Genomic DNA, 15,588 nt, shown 5'->3' on the forward strand with positions numbered 1-15,588 from the left:
GGGTTGGACCTCGCGCGGACGCAACGTCCAGAGCATCGACAACCCGGTGACGGACGCCGTCTTCGCGGTGGGCGCCCGCCGGGCGTCCGCGTTGTCGGTTGTTCCTAGAGGGAGGCCGTCGTCTGCTCGCCGCCCGCGCTCCCGGCCAGCCACTGCGACCACGACAGGTTGAACGAGGCGTAGCCGTTGTCGGCCGGTGCCTTGGCGCGCGGGGAGCCGGTGACCGTGACGGGGTCGCCCTGCTTCACCTGGCCGTAGAACCACTTCGCGTCGGCCAGCGAGAGGTGCACGCAGCCGTGCGAGCCGAGGGCGCTGCCGCTGCCCGGATTGGTGTCGCCGGTGGAGTAGTGGACGTAGGTGCCCGACTGGGTGAGGTGGATGTCCCAGGGCAGGGTCAGGTCGTAGTAGTTCGCATCGCCCTTGTTGCAGCTGATGCCGACGCTGCAGGAAGTCATGTGGACCTTCTCCTGCTTGTCGATCACCGCCATCGTGCCGTTCCAGGTCGGGTACTGGGCGCTGCCCGCGTTGATGGAGAGCGTCCGCACCGCCGCACCGTTGCGGGTGACCTTCATGGTGTGACCGGTGACCGAGGCGTCGGCCCGCACGTCGTCACCGATGGTGAAGGCGTGCGTGTAGGGGTGGGTGCCGTAGCGGCCGTGGCCGTTGGCGACGTACTTCAGATCGGCGTCGAGCCGCACCTTGGTCCCGGACTTCCAGTAGTTCTCCGGACGCCAGTCGACCCGCTTGTCGCCCATCCAGTGCCAGGCGCCGGTGGTGGGGACCGATGCGGACACCTTGAGGTGCTTCTCGATGTTCTTGTGGGCCGAGGTGGCCACCGGGTCGGTGAAGACCACGGAGATCGGCATGGCGACGCCGACCGTCGCCTTGTCCTGCGGCGCGATCGAGTCCAGCAGCATCGGCGGGCCCGTGGGGTGCGTGGGCGACGGGTGCGCGCTCGCGGACGCGCTGGACGAGGCGCCGCCCTTCGCGCTGTCCTGGGTACCGCCGGAAGACGACTTGCCACCGCACGCGCTGGTCCCCGCCAGTACCGCACTCACCAGGAACGCGATCCCTATAACGCCCTTGCCCCGCCGCATGTCCTGCTCCACTCGCGTCACTACTTCAAGGATTCAACATTTATAGAGACATCGAGTTGAGCGACGCGGTTGCGGGCGCTGTGTAAAGCGCACGCCAAGTTCGCGGGTCCGGCGACACGAAGGGCCGGACCGCCTGTCGGCGGCCCGGCCCTCGGTGACGCGGTTTCCCCTTACGGGAAGGAGACCACCTGCGACGGGACGGTGTCCGTCCCCGACGTGGGCGAGCCCGTGTCGTTGATGACGTGTTCGTACTGCCCCTGGCCGCCGAGCGAGACGACGATCAGGTCGTGGAACTTCACTCCGGGCTTGACCGGGGCCTCGAAGCCGTGGTCCTGGCGGATCGTCGGGTCGACGTTGAAGTAGCAGTAGCTGCCGAGCCCCCACCCTTCGTGGGTGGTGACGGAGTCGTCGACCTTGTAGGCGGCGAAGCCCTTGGTGTCACCGTTCTGGACGGCGTCCTGGTTGGGGGCGTCGTACGCCTTCTCGTTCTGGAAGAAGATCGTCTTGCCGTTCTCGCCGGACCAGCGCACGTCGTACTTGTTGAAGTGCTCGACGAAGAGTCCGGTCGCCAGGACGTTGTCACCGTTGACCTGGAGTCCGTAGTCGGCCCGGTTGGTGTCCCAGCCGATGCCCTCGCCGTGGTCGGCGCGCCACAGCCAGGTGTGGTCGATGATCGTGTCGTTGCTGTTGATCACCATGCCGGTGGTCGCCTTGCCGGCTCCCGCACCGCCGACGCGCACGAACACGTCCTGCAGCGACGTCGGGTTGTCCGCGTGGCTCGCGGAGGCGCCCTCGGGGCCGACCTCGATCAGCGAGTCCGAGTTGCTGGTACCGGCGTCGACGAGGAGTCCGGCGAGCTTCACGCCGTCCACGTCACCGACCTTGATGGCCGTGACCCCGTTGTCCGGGATGATCGTGGCCAGGCCCAGACCGAGCGCCACCGTGTTGGCGCGGTCGATGTTGATCGTCTGGTCCACGTGGTAGACACCGGGCGTGAACAGCAGGTGCAGACCCTGGTCCACGGCCGCGTTGATCGTCTCGGCGGTCGCGCCGGGCTTCACCACGTAGAACTGGTCCAGCGGGATCGACTCGCCCTTAGGCGTGCCGTTGCCCCACGAGGTGCCCCGCGCGTTGGTGCGCTTCGCGGGGACGAAGACCTTGTAGTCGTCGCCGTCCAGGTACAGGAACGGCTTCTCGCGGGAGACCGGGGTGTTCTCCAGCGTGGTGTAGGGCGGCTCCGGGAAGCTCTGGGCGGGCGCGCCCTCGACACCGGAGAACGTCATGTTCCAGACGCCGTTGCCCCAGCCGCCGACCGAGCTGTCACGCGTGTACCACTGCTGCTGCGAGTACGGCCCGACCTCCCCGTCGATCTTGCTGTCGGCGATGTAACCGCCACTCGCCCAGCCGTAACCGTCGGGGGCGAGGTTGAGTCCGCCCTTGACGTGCATCCGGCGGAACGGGGCGGCCTGCGAGACGGCCCAGCGGTCGGTGCCGCTGACCGGGTTGAGCGCCAGGTTCTCCGCCGAGCGCCAGAAGTTCTGGGTGGCGTTCCCGTCGAACCAGCCCGCGTCCACGGTCACATCACCGTTGAACGTGGTGTCGTCCGGGTTCAGCCCGAGGCCCGCGATCGAGGTGTAGAAACCGATCTGCGCGTTGATGTTGTCGTACGTGCCCGGCTTGAACATCAGCGCGTAGCGGCCGTCACCGAACTGCGCCGACTCCTGCTTCTTGAAGACATCGTCGACCTTGGCCTGGATGTCCGGGGTCGAGGGGTCGAAGACCAGGACGTTCGGCCCGAGATCGCCGCCGCCCTCGATGGCCTGGGCGTCCGCGCCGAAGGCGTTCTGCGCCACGGGGACGGCCATGAGGAGCGAGACGGCGAACGCGGCGAACCCGAACGTCCGGGTACGGCGCCGACGGTGGGGCCGGGTGGGGGGTGCGGTGGACGAATCCGTGGGGGGAGCATGCATAGACGTACGTCTCCTGAGTCGTGGTACGGGTGACACGACGAGCTTCTCGGAGAGCGCTCTGAGAGCGCTCTCCGACGGAAGTTGATGGTTCCGCCGTCACCCGGGAAACGTCAAGAGGTGTGCAACAGGAGCCTCAACCGATTGGCCTGAGCGCAACAATTAACGGCAGTGGAAAGGCAATTGACCCGTTCTGCGCTCAGTTCCGGGCGCTGTTGACTTTAGGAGTTGATGTTCATCGTGGTCGGGATCCCCCGATCCGCACGGGGCGACCGAGGGGCCCGGCAGGACAGCCCTTAGCCTCGGGCGGTGTGACGGACCTTCCCATGCTGACGGCGACCCGGGCCTACTACGACACCGTGGCCGAGGATTATGCCGAGCGCGTGCGGGGCGCCTTCGCGCGGGACGTGTGGGGGCGCGCGATGATCGCGGGTTTCGTCGAGGAGGTGTGCGCCGACGGCGGGCTGCCGGTCGCCGATCTCGGCTGCGGGCCGGGGCATGTGACCGCGCATCTCGAAGGCCTCGGCGTCCGGGCGTTCGGTGTCGACCTGTCGCCGGGGATGGTGGACGTCGCCCGCCGGGAACACCCCGGCCTCCGGTTCGAGGTGGGAGCGATGGCCGCGCTCGATCTCCCGGACGGTGAACTCGGCGGTGTCATCGCCTGGTGGTCGATCCTCCATACGCCCCCGTCCCTGCTCCCGCTCCTCTTCGAGGAGTTCCACCGGGTGCTCTCCCCGGGCGGCCGGCTCCTGCTCGGATTCCACGCGGGCGAGGACGAGCCGTACGCGGGGCGCAGGCGCGACGACGGGGTGTCGTACGACATCCATCTCCACTCGCCCGACCGGGTGGACGCGGTGCTGGGCCGCGCGGGGTTCGTGACCACCGCGCGAATGCTGGGCGAGGGGGAGCGGTGGCCGTGGGCCTGTCTCGCGGGCAGGGTGCCGGAATGACCTGGCCGGCGCCCCCGTCAGGTGGGGTGCCGGCCAGGGGTCTCGGGGGGAGCGGCTCAGGAACTCCCGCTCGGGCCCTTGGTGATGCGGGCGATCGCCTCGACGGTCAGCTCCCGCTCATGCGGTTCGATCTCGAGGGCGCGGTGGATGGAGAGCCCCTCGATCAGCGCGTCGAGCTGTCGGGCCGTCGCCGGGTCGAAGTGCCACTCCAGCGCGCGGCGGCTCCTTCGCATCCACTCCCGGGTCAGTTCGCGGTAGGCGGGTTTCCTCGCCGCGAGGGTGTAGAGCTCGTGTGTGAGGACGAGTTCGCGCTGGTTCCCGCTCGACAGGTGATGCACGAGGTCGGCGACCGCCGTCCGGGCCTCATCGGGCGTCCTCGCGGCACCGAGGCGTTCCTCGAAGACGGCGACGATGCTGCTGGAGAAGCGGAAGAACGCCTCCCGCAGCAGCTCGTCCATGCCACCGAAGTGATACGTCATCGAGCCGAGCGGCACCCCGGCCCTGGCGGCGACCTTTCGGTGCGACGTCCCGGCGACCCCCTCCTCCGCGATCAGGTCGAGCGCGGCGGTGATGATGCGCTCCCGCCGCTCGGGGTCGTTCCTTCCGGTCGCCACGGTGCTTCCCTCTGCTAGATCGAACGGATCACCCGGGCCGGATTGCCCACGGCGACCACATTGGCGGGGACGTCCTTCGTCACGACGGCTCCGGCGCCGATGACGCTGTTGTCCCCGATGGTCACCCCGGCCAGCACGATCGCTCCGCCGCCGAGCCAGACATTGTCCCCGATCGTGATCGGCTTGGCCGCCTCCAGCTTGTCCCGGCGCGGCTGCGGCTCGACGGGGTGGGTGGGGGTGAGCAACTGTACGTTCGGCCCGATCTGGCAGTCGCGCCCGATGGTGATGGGGGCCACGTCGAGGGCGGTGAGGTTGTAGTTGATGAACGTGTCCTCGCCGACCGTGATGTACGTGCCGTAGTCGACGTACAGCGGCGGCCGGATGTGCGCGCCCGCGCCGACACCGCCGAGGAGTTCGGCGACGACGGGCTGCGCCGCTTCGGCGTCCTCCGTGTACGCCGCGAGGTATCGCGCGGCGAGACGCACGGCTCGCTGCTGGGCCTTCGCGATGTCCGGGTCGTCGGAGACGTAGAGGTCTCCGGCCAGCATCCGCTCATGGTTGGTACGGGGGTCTCCCGCGAAGTACTCCGTCATGCGTACGATCGTACACTCAAGGCGTACGATCGTACGCTCCTGTCGTTCACGTTCCTCGAACCGTCTGCTGAGGCCCCGCTGCCATGGATGCCGCTACACGCCGCTGGCGCACCGCACTGTTCCTCTTCATGCTGGCCGCCGGTGCCGGGGTGGCCTCCTGGGTGGCCCGCACCCCGGCCGTCCGGGACGGCCTCGACGTCTCCACCGGCTCGATGGGCCTCATCCTGTTCGGGCTCTCCATAGGCTCGATGGCGGGCGTCACCGCCTCCGGTCCGCTCGTACGCCGTTACGGGGGCCGGGCGACGATCAGCGTGGGTGCGTCACTGATCGTCGCCGGACTCCTGGTCATCGCGGCGGGCACGAGTCTGTCGCTGGCGGGCGGGGTCTTCTGCGGACTGGCCCTGTTCGGCGGCGGGATGGGGCTCGCCGAGGTCGCGTTCAACATCGAGGGGGCGGCCATCGAGGGTGTGACCGGCCGGCCCGTCCTGCCGGTGCTGCACGGCTGCTTCAGCCTCGGCACGGTCGTCGGCGCGCTGCTGGGCATGGGGCTGACCGCGGTCGACCTCCCGGTCGGCGGGCACCTGTCGGCGATCGCGGTGCTCGTCGCCGTCGCCGCGGTCGTGGCCGTCCGCGCCATCCCGCACGGCACGGGCAAGGACGCGGCGGACGCCGCCCCCGGACCGGGTGGCCTGCGGGCCCAGTTGACGGTGTGGCGGGACCGGCGGCTGGTCCTGATCGGCGTCATCGTGCTGGCCATGGCCTTCGCGGAGGGCGCCGCGAACGACTGGCTGCCGCTGCTCATGGTGGACGGTTACGAGGTGAGCGCCACCTCCGGCTCGCTGACCTTCCTGGTCTTCGCCTCCTCGATGACGCTCGGCCGTTTCGCCGGCGGGCCCTTCCTGGAGCGGTTCGGCCGGGTCCGGGTCGTCCGGATGAGCGCCGTCACGGCCGCACTCGGCCTGGCGGTGGTGATCGTCTCGCCGAGCCCGGTGCTGGCGGGCGCCGCCACGGTGCTGTGGGGGCTGGGCGCCTCGCTCGGTTTCCCCGTCACCGTGTCCGCGGCGGGCGACCACCCGCACGACGTGGCGGCACGGGTCGGCGCGGTCTCCACCGCGGGCTATCTCGCCTTCCTCGTCGGCCCGCCCGCACTCGGGTTCCTCGCCGACCACATCGGACTCCGGCTCACCATGACCGTCGTCCTCGTCCTGCTCGTCACCGCCTCCGCACTGGCCGGGGCACTCGACTCCGGCCGCCGCGCCGGTACGGAGGCGGAGCCGGTCACCCCATGAGCGGGTCGTCCCACAGCGCGGTGCTGTGGGAGCCGACCAGTGCGCCGATCCGGGCGAGCGCCTCCCCGGCCGGCAGCGGATCGATCCGGCGGCCGTCGCGCAGCCGCAGGGCGACCCGGTCGTCGGCGGCCTCCGCGGCACCGACGACCGCCTGGTACGGGACGAGGCGGGCCCCCCGGACACGGGCGCCCAGGCTGCCGCGCTCCCGGCCGCTGACCTCGGCGCGCAGCCCGAGCGCGCCACAACGACCGGCGATTTCCACGGCTTTCGGCAGTTCGGCGTCCGAGACCGGGAGGAGCACGACCTGGGTGGGGGAGAGCCAGCCCGGAAAGGCGCCGCCGTGCTGCTCGACGAGGTGGGCGACGGCACGCTCCACACTGCCGATGATGCTGCGGTGCACCATGACCGGCCGGTGCTTCGCCCCGTCCGCGCCGATGTAGTGCAGATCGAACCGCTCCGGCTGGTGGAAGTCGACCTGGACGGTGGACAGGGTCGACTCGCGGCCCGCCGGATCGGCGACCTGGACGTCGATCTTCGGACCGTAGAACGCGGCCTCGCCGTCGGCCGCCTCGTACGGCAGTCCGGACGCGTCGAGGACCTCGGTCAGCAGCGCGGTCGAGCGCTGCCACATCTCCGGCGCCGCGACGTACTTCCCGCCGGCCCCCGGCAGGGAGAGCCGGTAGCGGGCCGGGCGGATGCCGAGTGCCTCGTACGCGCGGCGGATCATGCCGAGTGCGGCCCGCACCTCCTCGGCGACCTGGTCCAGGGTGCAGAAGATGTGCGCGTCGTTCAGCTGGATGGCCCGTACCCGGGTCAGCCCGCCGAGCACCCCGGAGAGCTCGGAGCGGTACATGCCGCCCAGCTCGGCCATCCGCAGCGGCAGTTCGCGGTAGCTGTGCGAACGGGAGCGGTAGATCACCGCGTGGTGCGGGCAGAGGCTCGGCCGCAGCACGACCTGTTCGCCGCCCAGGTCCATCGGCGGGAACATGTGGTCGCCGTAGTGCGACCAGTGCCCCGAGATCTCGTACAGCTCCCGTTTGCCGAGCACCGGCGAGTACACGTGGCGGTAGCCCGCCCGCCGCTCGGCGGTGCGGATGTACTCCTCCAGGGTGTGCCGCAGTGCCGCGCCGTCCGGCAACCAGTAGGGAAGGCCCGCGCCGATCAGCGGGTCGGTGTCGAACAGCTCCAGCTCGCGGCCGAGCCTGCGGTGGTCGTGCATGGCGGTCTCCTCGCGTACGAGGGGCGAGTCACCGCAAGCAGAAGCCCCGGGGCACTCGCCCCGGGGCTTCGGACTGTTCAGCAGTCAGCGCGCCGGGACACTCTCCGGCGTCGTCGTCATGGCAGCGCGCTTCATACGAGGGACGCTAGCAGCGGCCCCCGCCGGCCCGCGCGCGATTTTTCCGTGCGGGCGCGGGCCGCGTGAGGACCTCGGGTCAGGCCTTCCTGGACGAGTCGAGGTGGGCGAACACGACCACGTTGTCCTCGTAGTCCTTGACCTTCCTGTCGTAGTTGCCGCCGCAGGTGATCAGGCGCAACTGGGCGTCCGGCGTATCGGCGTAGACCCGCTTGTCGGGGAACTTCGCCTTGCTGAACGTCTCCACCGTGTCGACCTTGAACGTGGCCACCGTGCCGTCCGTACGCGTGATGTCGACCGTGGCGCCCGGCCGCAGGAACCGAAGCTGGAGGAAGATCGCCGGCCCGGTGGTGGTGTCCACGTGGCCCGCCACGATCGCGGCCCCGCGCTCGCCGGGCGTCGCCCCGTCCTTGAACCAGCCGGCCAGGTTCTTGTCGTTCGGGGGAGGGGCGTCGAGCCGGCCCGAGCTGCCGATCGACAAGGGGGTGAACGGCGCGTCCACCGCGATGGCCGGGATGCGCAGCCGCTTCGGCACCGATCTGGACAGGGACGGCCCGGGGTCCGCCGACTTCGGGGCGGCCGATGCCGATGCCGAGGCGGACGCCGGGGCCGGGACGGCCGGTGCGGCGGCCGCGGGCGGGGCGGGCGCCTTGTCGTCGGCCGGGTCGCCGATGGAGTTGTAGATGAGGAGCATGCCGAGGCCGGCCGCTGCGGCGGGCCAGAGCAGGGCGCGGCCGAGCGTGATGGTGTCGGAGGCAGTCCGGGAGGAGGAGGAACCGGGCGACTGCGGGGCGGCCATGGGGACGAGCCTTTCGTCTGCGCGGGACAGCGGTGGCGTGGAAGCGGTGAGGTGCGGTGTGAGGGGCACGGACGCGGTGGTGCTGTGGGGAAACGAAGGCGCCGCGGCCGCCGTCCGGAGGGACGACGGCCGCGACAGTGGAGCTACCGGCCGACAGTGCGGTCGGGTCAGGCCATCGCGCCGCCCGTCGCCTGACGGCGACGCAGCTTGTACGCGCCGACGCCGACGCCGCCGAGCAGCAGCAGCGAACCGGCCGCCAGACCGCTGCCGGTCATGGCCATCGCGCCGCCACCGGTGTGCACGCCGCCGCTGGGCTTGTCCTTCTTCCAGCCCTCGTCGTCGGACTTCGCCGACGAGCCGCCCTCGTCACTGCCGGGCTGCCACTCCTTGGCGACGGTCGACGACAGGGCGCCGCCGCCGGTGTGGACGCCGCCGCTGGGCTTGTCCTCGTCCTTGTACTTGCCGCCCTCGTCGCCGGGCTGCCACTCCTTGGCGACCGTCGACGACAGGGCGCCGCCGCCGGTGTGGACGCCGCCGCTGGGCTTGTCCTCGTCCTTGTACTTGCCGCCCTCGTCGCCCGGCTGCCACTCCTTGGCGACCGTCATCGACAGCGCGCCGCCGCCGGTGTGCACGCCACCGTGGGGCTTGTCCTTCTTCCAGCCCTCGTCGTCCGACTTGCCGTGCTCGTCGCTGCCGTGGTCCCCGGCCACGGTCTTGGCGAGGGCGCCGCCGCCGGTGTGGACGCCACCGTTGGGCTTGTCCTTGTCCTTGTACTTGCCGCCCTCGTCGGACTTTCCGTGCTCGCTGCTGGAGGACGAGCCGCTGTCGTGCTCCCAGTCACCGGAGACGGTCAGGGCGTAGGCGGAGGGAGCGGTGATCGTGAGGACCGCCGTGACGGCGGCCGAAGCGAACAGTGTGCGGGCAGAGCGCATCTGAACACATTTCCTTTCGTCGCGACTGCGAGGAGTGACGGAGCGTCGACTCGAAGTGGCGCAGTGGCTACGTGATCCACCGTCAGTCGGAACCCCGGGGCGCGCCATCGGAGAACGCCGCATTGGAGCTAAGCCATGGGCTCATCGAGTGGCGGAGAACGGATAATCACCCGTTGGACGGCACGCCACGCCGGGGAGAGGTTTGGACTTTCCCCGGCCGGGCCGTCCGCTGACGGGGATTCACCGCGCCGGAGCCCGGCCCGGAGCCCGGCCCGGAGCCCGCCCCGGGGCCCGGTAAATGCGTTGCACCGGATACCGGCCGGCTGCTGTACTCGCCGCATCAGACGACAGGACCAGGAGCCATCCATGCGCCGATCTCACGTGTTCGTTCAGACGGGAATTCATACCGAAACTGAGAACATGGAGTTCTGTGCACACGCTGAACCTTGGCATTCTGGCGCACGTCGACGCCGGTAAGACGAGCCTGACCGAGCGGCTTCTCCACACCGCCGGAATCATCGACGAAATCGGCCGCGTGGACGACGGGAACACCCAGACCGATTCCCTGGCGCTCGAACGGCGCCGCGGCATCACGATCAAGTCCGCGGTCGTCTCGTTCGCCGTCGACGACGTCACCGTCAACCTCATCGACACCCCCGGCCACCCGGACTTCATCGCCGAGGTGGAGCGGGTGCTGAGCGTGCTCGACGGCGCCGTGCTGGTCGTCTCGGCCGTGGAGGGCGTACAGGCGCAGACCCGCGTCCTGATGCGGACGCTCCAGCGGCTGCGCATCCCGACGCTCGTCTTCGTCAACAAGACCGACCGCGCCGGAGCCCGCTGCGCGCAGGTGCTCAGGGAGATCGCGGAGAAGCTCACGCCGCACGCCGTCGCGATGGGCCCGGCCGTCACCGGTCTCGGTACGCGTGACGCGGACTGCCCGGCCTACGCCACCGACGACCCGGGACTCACCGAACGGCTGACCGACCTGCTCACCGAGCACGACGACGCACTGCTGGCCGCGTACGTCGACGGCGGCGGGGCGCTCGCTCCCGGCCGGCTCCAGGAGGAGCTGACTGCGCAGACCGGGCGGGCGCTCGTCCACCCGGTGTACTTCGGCTCGGCCGTCACGGGCACCGGAACCACCGCGCTGACCGACGGCATCAAGAAGCTGCTGCCCTCGGCGCAGGGCGATGCGGACGGTCCGGTCTCCGGCACCGTCTTCAAGGTCGAACGCGGCGCGGCCGGCGAGAAGCTCGCGTACGTCCGGATGTTCTCGGGGACCGTGCACACCCGCGACCGGCTGCCGTTCGGCCGCGGATCCGCCGCCACCGGCGAGGGCAAGGTGACCGGCATCAGCGTCTTCGCCGACGGTTCGGACACCCGCGCCGCATCGGTCGGGCCGGGACGCATCGCGAAGCTCCGGGGATTCGGCGACATCCGGATCGGCGACGCGGTCGGTGTCGTACGGAAAGCGGCCCAGGAGCACCATTTCGCCCCGCCGACACTGGAATCCGTGGTGGTGCCGGCACCGCCCTCGTCCCGGGGGGAACTCCATTTCGCCCTCGCTCAGCTCGCCGAACAGGACCCGCTGATCGATCTGCGCCAGGACGACATCCGGAAGGAGGTCTCCGTATCGCTCTACGGCGAAGTGCAGAAAGAAGTCATCCAGGCGACGCTCGCGGAGGAATTCGGAATCGACGTCACCTTCCGGGAGACGACGACCATCTGTCTGGAACGGCCGTCCGGCACCGGTGCCGCGTTCGAGATCATCGACAAGGACGACAATCCCTTTCTGGCGACGGTCGGCCTGCGCGTCGACCCCGCCCCGGCCGGCAGCGGGGTGCAGTACCGGCTGGGGGTGGAGCTCGGCTCCATGCCGTACTCCCTGATGCGAGCGGTCGAGGAGACCGTCTTCGAGACGCTCGGACAGGGTCTGTACGGATGGCAGGTGACCGACTGCACCGTCACCATGACGCACTCCGGCTACTGGCCGCGCCAGAGCCACTCGCACGCCGTCTTCGACAAGTCCATGTCGAGCACGGCCGGGGACTTCCGCAGCCTCACCCCGCTGGTCCTGATGGCCGCGCTCCAGCAGGCCGGCACCACGGTGTACGAGCCGATGCACCGCTTCCGGCTGGAACTCCCCGCCGACGCGCTCGGCCCGCTCCTGCCGGTTCTCGCCCATCTGACGGCCGTGCCGGGCACCCCGGCCGTGGACGGGGCGCTCTGCGTGCTGGAGGGCGAGATCCCGGCCGCCAGGGTGCATGAACTGCAGCAGCGGCTCCCGTCGCTGACCCGGGGCGAAGGAGTGCTGGAATCCGCGTTCGCCTCCCACCGGCCGGTGACCGGCGGACCCCCGCGGCGCTCCCGCACCGACCACAACCCGCTCGACCGGAAGGAGTACCTGCTGCACACGGTGCTGCGCGGTCCGGGCCAGCCCGGCGACTGAGGAGGTCCCGCCGGGCCCGGCGGTCCGTCAGTTCAGCCGGGCCCGAGCGGCGCGCGCACTGCGCCGGACCACCTCCGCGGCCTCCGGCTCGACGTCCGCGACCACGTCCGCGTACTCCTCCATCTCCGCGGCCCCGCGCAGGAACTCCCCGCCGCGGACCAGCAGCTGGGCCCGTTCGTACCGCAGCCGGGCCGGGTGCGAGGGAAGGAGCAGGGCCAGCTCCACCGCCCACAGCGCCACATCCGTGCGCTCCGGGCGGGCCGCCGCCCAGGCCCGGATGTTGTTCAGGATCCGCTGCACCGTCTCCAGCGGCTGCGCGGGCACCAGCATCGACGGCTCCAGGGGCTCCCCGGTCGCGCCCGTCACCAGCAGCTCCGCGTCCTGGCCCGTCAGCGGGCGGCCACCGGCGAACGGATCGGCCAGCACCCGCTCCTCCGGATCGCCGAAACCGACCACGAAATGGCCCGGCAGCGCCACCCCGTACACCGGGGCACCCGCCCGTCGCGCCACCTCGATCCACACCACCGACAGCAGGATCGGCAGCCCGCGCCTGCGCCGCAGCACCTCGTGCAGCAGCGACGACTCCAGGCGCTGGTAGTCCGCCGACGAGCCCTCGAACCCGTAGCGCCCACCGAGCAGTTCGGCCAGCGCGGAGGCCCAGGCGCGGCCGCCCCGCAGCCCGTACGGCAGCAGACCCGCGAGCCGGTCCAGCTCGATCTGCGCCGCGTCCGTCCCGTTCGCGTCCAGCGCGGGATCAGCCTCCGCGGCCAGCAGCAGGCAGAGCAGCGCCAGATCGGGCCGCTCGGACCTGGCCTCCTCGGCGAACCGGCGGCGGATCCCGTCCTTGTCGTGCCTCTCGGAAGCCATCGCGCTACGCCGGCCGGAAGTGGTGGTAGCTGTGATGGGTCGAGAAGCCCATTCCGTCGTACAGCGCTCGGGCACCCTCGTTGTCCGCCTCCACCTGGAGCCAGGACGCCGACGCGCCCTCGTCCATCGCCTGCCTGGCCAGCGCCGTCATCACGGTGGTGGCCAGTCCACGGCGGCGGTGCTCGGGAGACACCTCGACGGCCATGAAGCCGGCCCAACGCCCGTCCACCACACACCGCCCGATCGCGGCGGGCGCGTCCTCGCCGTCATCGCCCGGCACGGTCGCGAACCACACCGAAGGACCGCTGCCCAGCACCGCCCGCACCTCCGGGCCCGCCTGCTCGAAGCGCTGGTAGCGGGAGAGCCACGCCGGGTCCGCCGTACGGCTCAGCCGCACCCGGGAGACCTCGGCCGGCAGATCACCGATCGGGGCGAGCGCCCCGATCCGCAGCTGCGCCGTCACCTCGCGCCGCCACCCGTTCTCCTCCAGCGCCGCGCACAGCTCCTCCTGGGTTCCATCGGCGCCGGTCGCGGCCTGGACGTAGGGCGTCAGCCGCCGGTCCGCGTACCACTGCCGAACCCGGGCGAGCGCCGCGTCGAGCGGCACGCCCGGATCGCCGAGCGGCAGCACGGAGTTGGCGCGCCGGGTGAAGCCACCGGCGGCGCGCAGCAGCCAGTCGCCCAGCGGTTCGCTCTCCACCGGCTGCCAGGCACGAGCGCACACCTGGGCGAGTTCGCCGAAAGAGGCCGCCGGGCCACGCCGGCGGGCAGGCGCGGACGGTACGACCTTGCCCGCCACCAGGGCCGATTCCACGATGCGGACGGATTCACCGCTCTTCTGTGTGACGGACACCACACCGCTGTCCCATGATGTGAGAACACCGACCGTGTCAGAGAATTTCGGGCCGTCCGGACCATCATCGAGCAGGCGCCGGACTGATACCCGTTTGCCCACGTCAGCCGGTGTGATCCGGATCTCCAGCCGTCCGCCGATGGTGAATTCCACAGCTCTGTCCGCCCCTCCTGTTCGGATCGTGCCCGGGAACGGAGATACTAGGTGCGGGCATCGACGACGCCGCGCTCCCGCGCGAGAGCCAACGCCCTACCGAGGAGGAACGACAGCGTGACCTACGTCATCGCGCAGCCTTGTGTCGACGTAAAGGACAAGGCCTGCATCGAAGAGTGCCCCGTCGACTGTATCTACGAGGGCCAGCGGTCCTTGTACATCCACCCGGACGAGTGCGTCGACTGTGGAGCCTGCGAGCCGGTCTGCCCGGTCGAGGCGATCTTCTACGAGGACGACACCCCGGAGGAGTGGAAGGACTACTACAAGGCGAACGTCGAGTTCTTCGACGACCTCGGTTCGCCGGGTGGTGCTTCCAAGCTGGGTCTGATCGAGCGCGACCACGCGTTCATCGCAGCGCTGCCGCCGCAGAACCAGTAGCAGCGTCCGGCACGTGCGTCACCCCGGTCCCGTACGGTTCGTCACCGTGCGGGACCGAGGCGTTTCCACGCTTCCGGCGTGTCATGCGCCGAAACCCGTACCAGAAAGCAGAGATCCGTGTCCGCAGCAGTCTCCTCCCGCCTCCCGGTCTTTCCCTGGGACAGGCTCGCGCCCTACAAGACGACGGCCGGGAACCACCCGGACGGCATCGTGGACCTGTCCGTCGGCACCCCCGTCGACCCGGTGCCCGAGCTGATCCAGCAGGCGCTCGTCGCCGCGGCGGACAGCCCCGGCTACCCGACGGTGTGGGGGACCGCCGCACTGCGCGACGCCCTCACCGGCTGGGTGGAGCGCCGGCTCGGCGCGCTCTCGGTGGCGCACGAGAACGTGCTGCCCGTCGTCGGCTCCAAGGAGCTGGTGGCCTGGCTGCCGACCCAGCTCGGCCTGGGCGCGGGTGACAAGGTCGCCTACCCGCGGCTCGCCTACCCGACGTACGAGGTCGGCGCCCGGCTCTGCGGCGCCGAGCCCGTCGCTTACGACGACCCGACCGAGCTGGACCCGGCGGGGCTGAAGCTCCTCTGGCTCAACTCGCCGTCCAACCCCACCGGCCGGGTACTGGCCAAGGAAGAGCTGACCCGGATCGTCGCCTGGGCGCGCGAGCACGACGTGCTGGTCCTCAGCGACGAGTGCTACCTGGAGCTGGGCTGGGAGGCCGAACCGGTCTCGGTGCTCCACCCGGACGTCTGCGGCGGTACTTACGAGGGCGTCGTCGCCGTCCACTCGCTCTCCAAGCGCTCCAACCTCGCCGGGTACCGGGCCGCCTTCATCGCGGGCGACGCGGCGGTCCTGGGCGAGCTGCTCCAGATCCGTAAGCACGGCGGGATGATGACGCCGGCCCCGGTCCAGGCGGCGGCCGTCGCGGCGCTCGGCGACGACGCGCACGTGGCGGAGCAGCGCACCCGCTACGCGGCCCGGCGCGCCGCTCTGCGGACGGCGCTGGAGGCCCACGGCTTCCGGATCGAGCACAGCGAGGCGAGCCTCTACCTGTGGGCGACCCGCGACGAGCCGTGCTGGGACACCGTGGCGTACCTGGCGGAGCTGGGCATCCTGGTGGCGCCGGGGGACTTCTACGGACCGGCGGGCGACCGCTTCGTGCGGGTGGCGTTCACGGCCACGGACGAGCGGGTCGCGGCGGCTGTCAAGCGGCTGGGCTGACCCCCGCGGACTCACGCG

The 15,588-nt window shown here is 70.8% G+C and carries 14 protein-coding genes; 5 read left to right on the forward strand and 9 right to left on the reverse strand.

All coding sequences use genetic code 11. From position 1 onward, the window contains the following. Positions 1-104 precede the first annotated feature (104 nt). On the reverse strand, positions 105-1,097 hold the full coding sequence (locus tag ACFVJX_RS30400; RefSeq protein WP_384134063.1) for an Ig-like domain-containing protein: 993 nt from the start codon (positions 1,095-1,097) through the stop codon (positions 105-107). Between the two features lie 170 nt (positions 1,098-1,267). Beyond that, a complete protein-coding gene (locus ACFVJX_RS30405; protein WP_384133956.1) occupies positions 1,268-3,067 on the reverse strand; it encodes a coagulation factor 5/8 type domain-containing protein in 1,800 nt (599 codons plus the stop codon). Positions 3,068-3,375: 308 nt separating this feature from the next. Here ACFVJX_RS30405 and ACFVJX_RS30410 point away from each other — a divergent pair, with 308 nt between their 5' ends. Next, the gene (locus ACFVJX_RS30410) at positions 3,376-4,014 is read left to right on the forward strand and encodes a class I SAM-dependent DNA methyltransferase (protein WP_384133959.1); all 639 of its coding nucleotides are present in this window, start codon (positions 3,376-3,378) and stop codon (positions 4,012-4,014) included. Between the two features lie 56 nt (positions 4,015-4,070). Here ACFVJX_RS30410 and ACFVJX_RS30415 read toward each other — a convergent pair whose 3' ends face one another. Together ACFVJX_RS30415 and ACFVJX_RS30420 are read right to left on the reverse strand one after the other, a co-directional pair. Further along, entirely contained in the window at positions 4,071-4,628 is a 558-nt protein-coding gene (locus ACFVJX_RS30415) for a TetR/AcrR family transcriptional regulator (protein ID WP_384133962.1), read from the reverse strand. A gap of 14 nt (positions 4,629-4,642) precedes the next feature. After that, positions 4,643-5,221 (reverse strand): sugar O-acetyltransferase, encoded by a 579-nt coding sequence (locus tag ACFVJX_RS30420; RefSeq protein ID WP_384133965.1) that lies wholly within the window; start codon positions 5,219-5,221, stop codon positions 4,643-4,645. Positions 5,222-5,304: 83 nt separating this feature from the next. Between ACFVJX_RS30420 and ACFVJX_RS30425 the strand changes: the two genes are divergently transcribed. Then, complete coding sequence (locus ACFVJX_RS30425; RefSeq protein WP_384133967.1) at positions 5,305-6,510, forward strand: MFS transporter; 1,206 nt, start codon at positions 5,305-5,307, stop codon at positions 6,508-6,510. Here the strand turns inward: ACFVJX_RS30425 and thrS are convergent. The 3 genes from thrS to ACFVJX_RS30440 form a co-directional block, all read right to left on the reverse strand. Continuing rightward, positions 6,500-7,813 (reverse strand): threonine--tRNA ligase, encoded by a 1,314-nt coding sequence (gene thrS, locus ACFVJX_RS30430; protein ID WP_384134065.1) that lies wholly within the window; start codon positions 7,811-7,813, stop codon positions 6,500-6,502. The two genes, ACFVJX_RS30425 and thrS, sit on opposite strands and share 11 nt — an antisense overlap. Positions 7,814-7,943: 130 nt before the next feature. Next, the gene (locus ACFVJX_RS30435) at positions 7,944-8,663 is read right to left on the reverse strand and encodes a class F sortase (RefSeq protein WP_384133970.1); all 720 of its coding nucleotides are present in this window, start codon (positions 8,661-8,663) and stop codon (positions 7,944-7,946) included. Positions 8,664-8,830: 167 nt separating this feature from the next. Next, entirely contained in the window at positions 8,831-9,595 is a 765-nt protein-coding gene (locus ACFVJX_RS30440) for a hypothetical protein (protein ID WP_384133973.1), read from the reverse strand. Between the two features lie 430 nt (positions 9,596-10,025). Between ACFVJX_RS30440 and ACFVJX_RS30445 the strand changes: the two genes are divergently transcribed. Beyond that, positions 10,026-12,044: a GTP-binding protein gene (locus ACFVJX_RS30445; RefSeq protein ID WP_384133976.1), complete on the forward strand. Its 2,019-nt coding sequence runs from the start codon at positions 10,026-10,028 to the stop codon at positions 12,042-12,044. A 27-nt stretch (positions 12,045-12,071) separates the two neighbouring features. On the opposite strand, the gene ACFVJX_RS30450 is transcribed toward ACFVJX_RS30445, so the two are convergent. Together ACFVJX_RS30450 and ACFVJX_RS30455 are read right to left on the reverse strand one after the other, a co-directional pair. Beyond that, positions 12,072-12,911: a transglutaminase-like domain-containing protein gene (locus ACFVJX_RS30450; protein WP_384133978.1), complete on the reverse strand. Its 840-nt coding sequence runs from the start codon at positions 12,909-12,911 to the stop codon at positions 12,072-12,074. A 4-nt stretch (positions 12,912-12,915) separates the two neighbouring features. Further along, positions 12,916-13,917, reverse strand: a complete 1,002-nt coding sequence (locus tag ACFVJX_RS30455) for a GNAT family N-acetyltransferase (protein WP_384133981.1) — start codon at positions 13,915-13,917, stop codon at positions 12,916-12,918. A gap of 117 nt (positions 13,918-14,034) precedes the next feature. On the opposite strand from ACFVJX_RS30455, the gene fdxA reads away from it, so the two are divergent. Further along, positions 14,035-14,355 carry a ferredoxin gene (gene fdxA, locus ACFVJX_RS30460; protein WP_018956287.1) on the forward strand — a complete coding sequence of 107 codons (321 nt, stop codon included), beginning with the start codon at positions 14,035-14,037 and terminating at the stop codon, positions 14,353-14,355. Positions 14,356-14,472: 117 nt separating this feature from the next. Continuing rightward, positions 14,473-15,570, forward strand: coding sequence for a succinyldiaminopimelate transaminase (gene dapC, locus ACFVJX_RS30465; protein WP_384133984.1), 1,098 nt, complete (start codon positions 14,473-14,475; stop codon positions 15,568-15,570). Positions 15,571-15,588 lie beyond the last annotated feature (18 nt).

The sequence above is a fragment of the Streptomyces sp. NPDC127177 genome (assembly GCF_042672475.1).
Classification (GTDB): domain Bacteria; phylum Actinomycetota; class Actinomycetes; order Streptomycetales; family Streptomycetaceae; genus Streptomyces.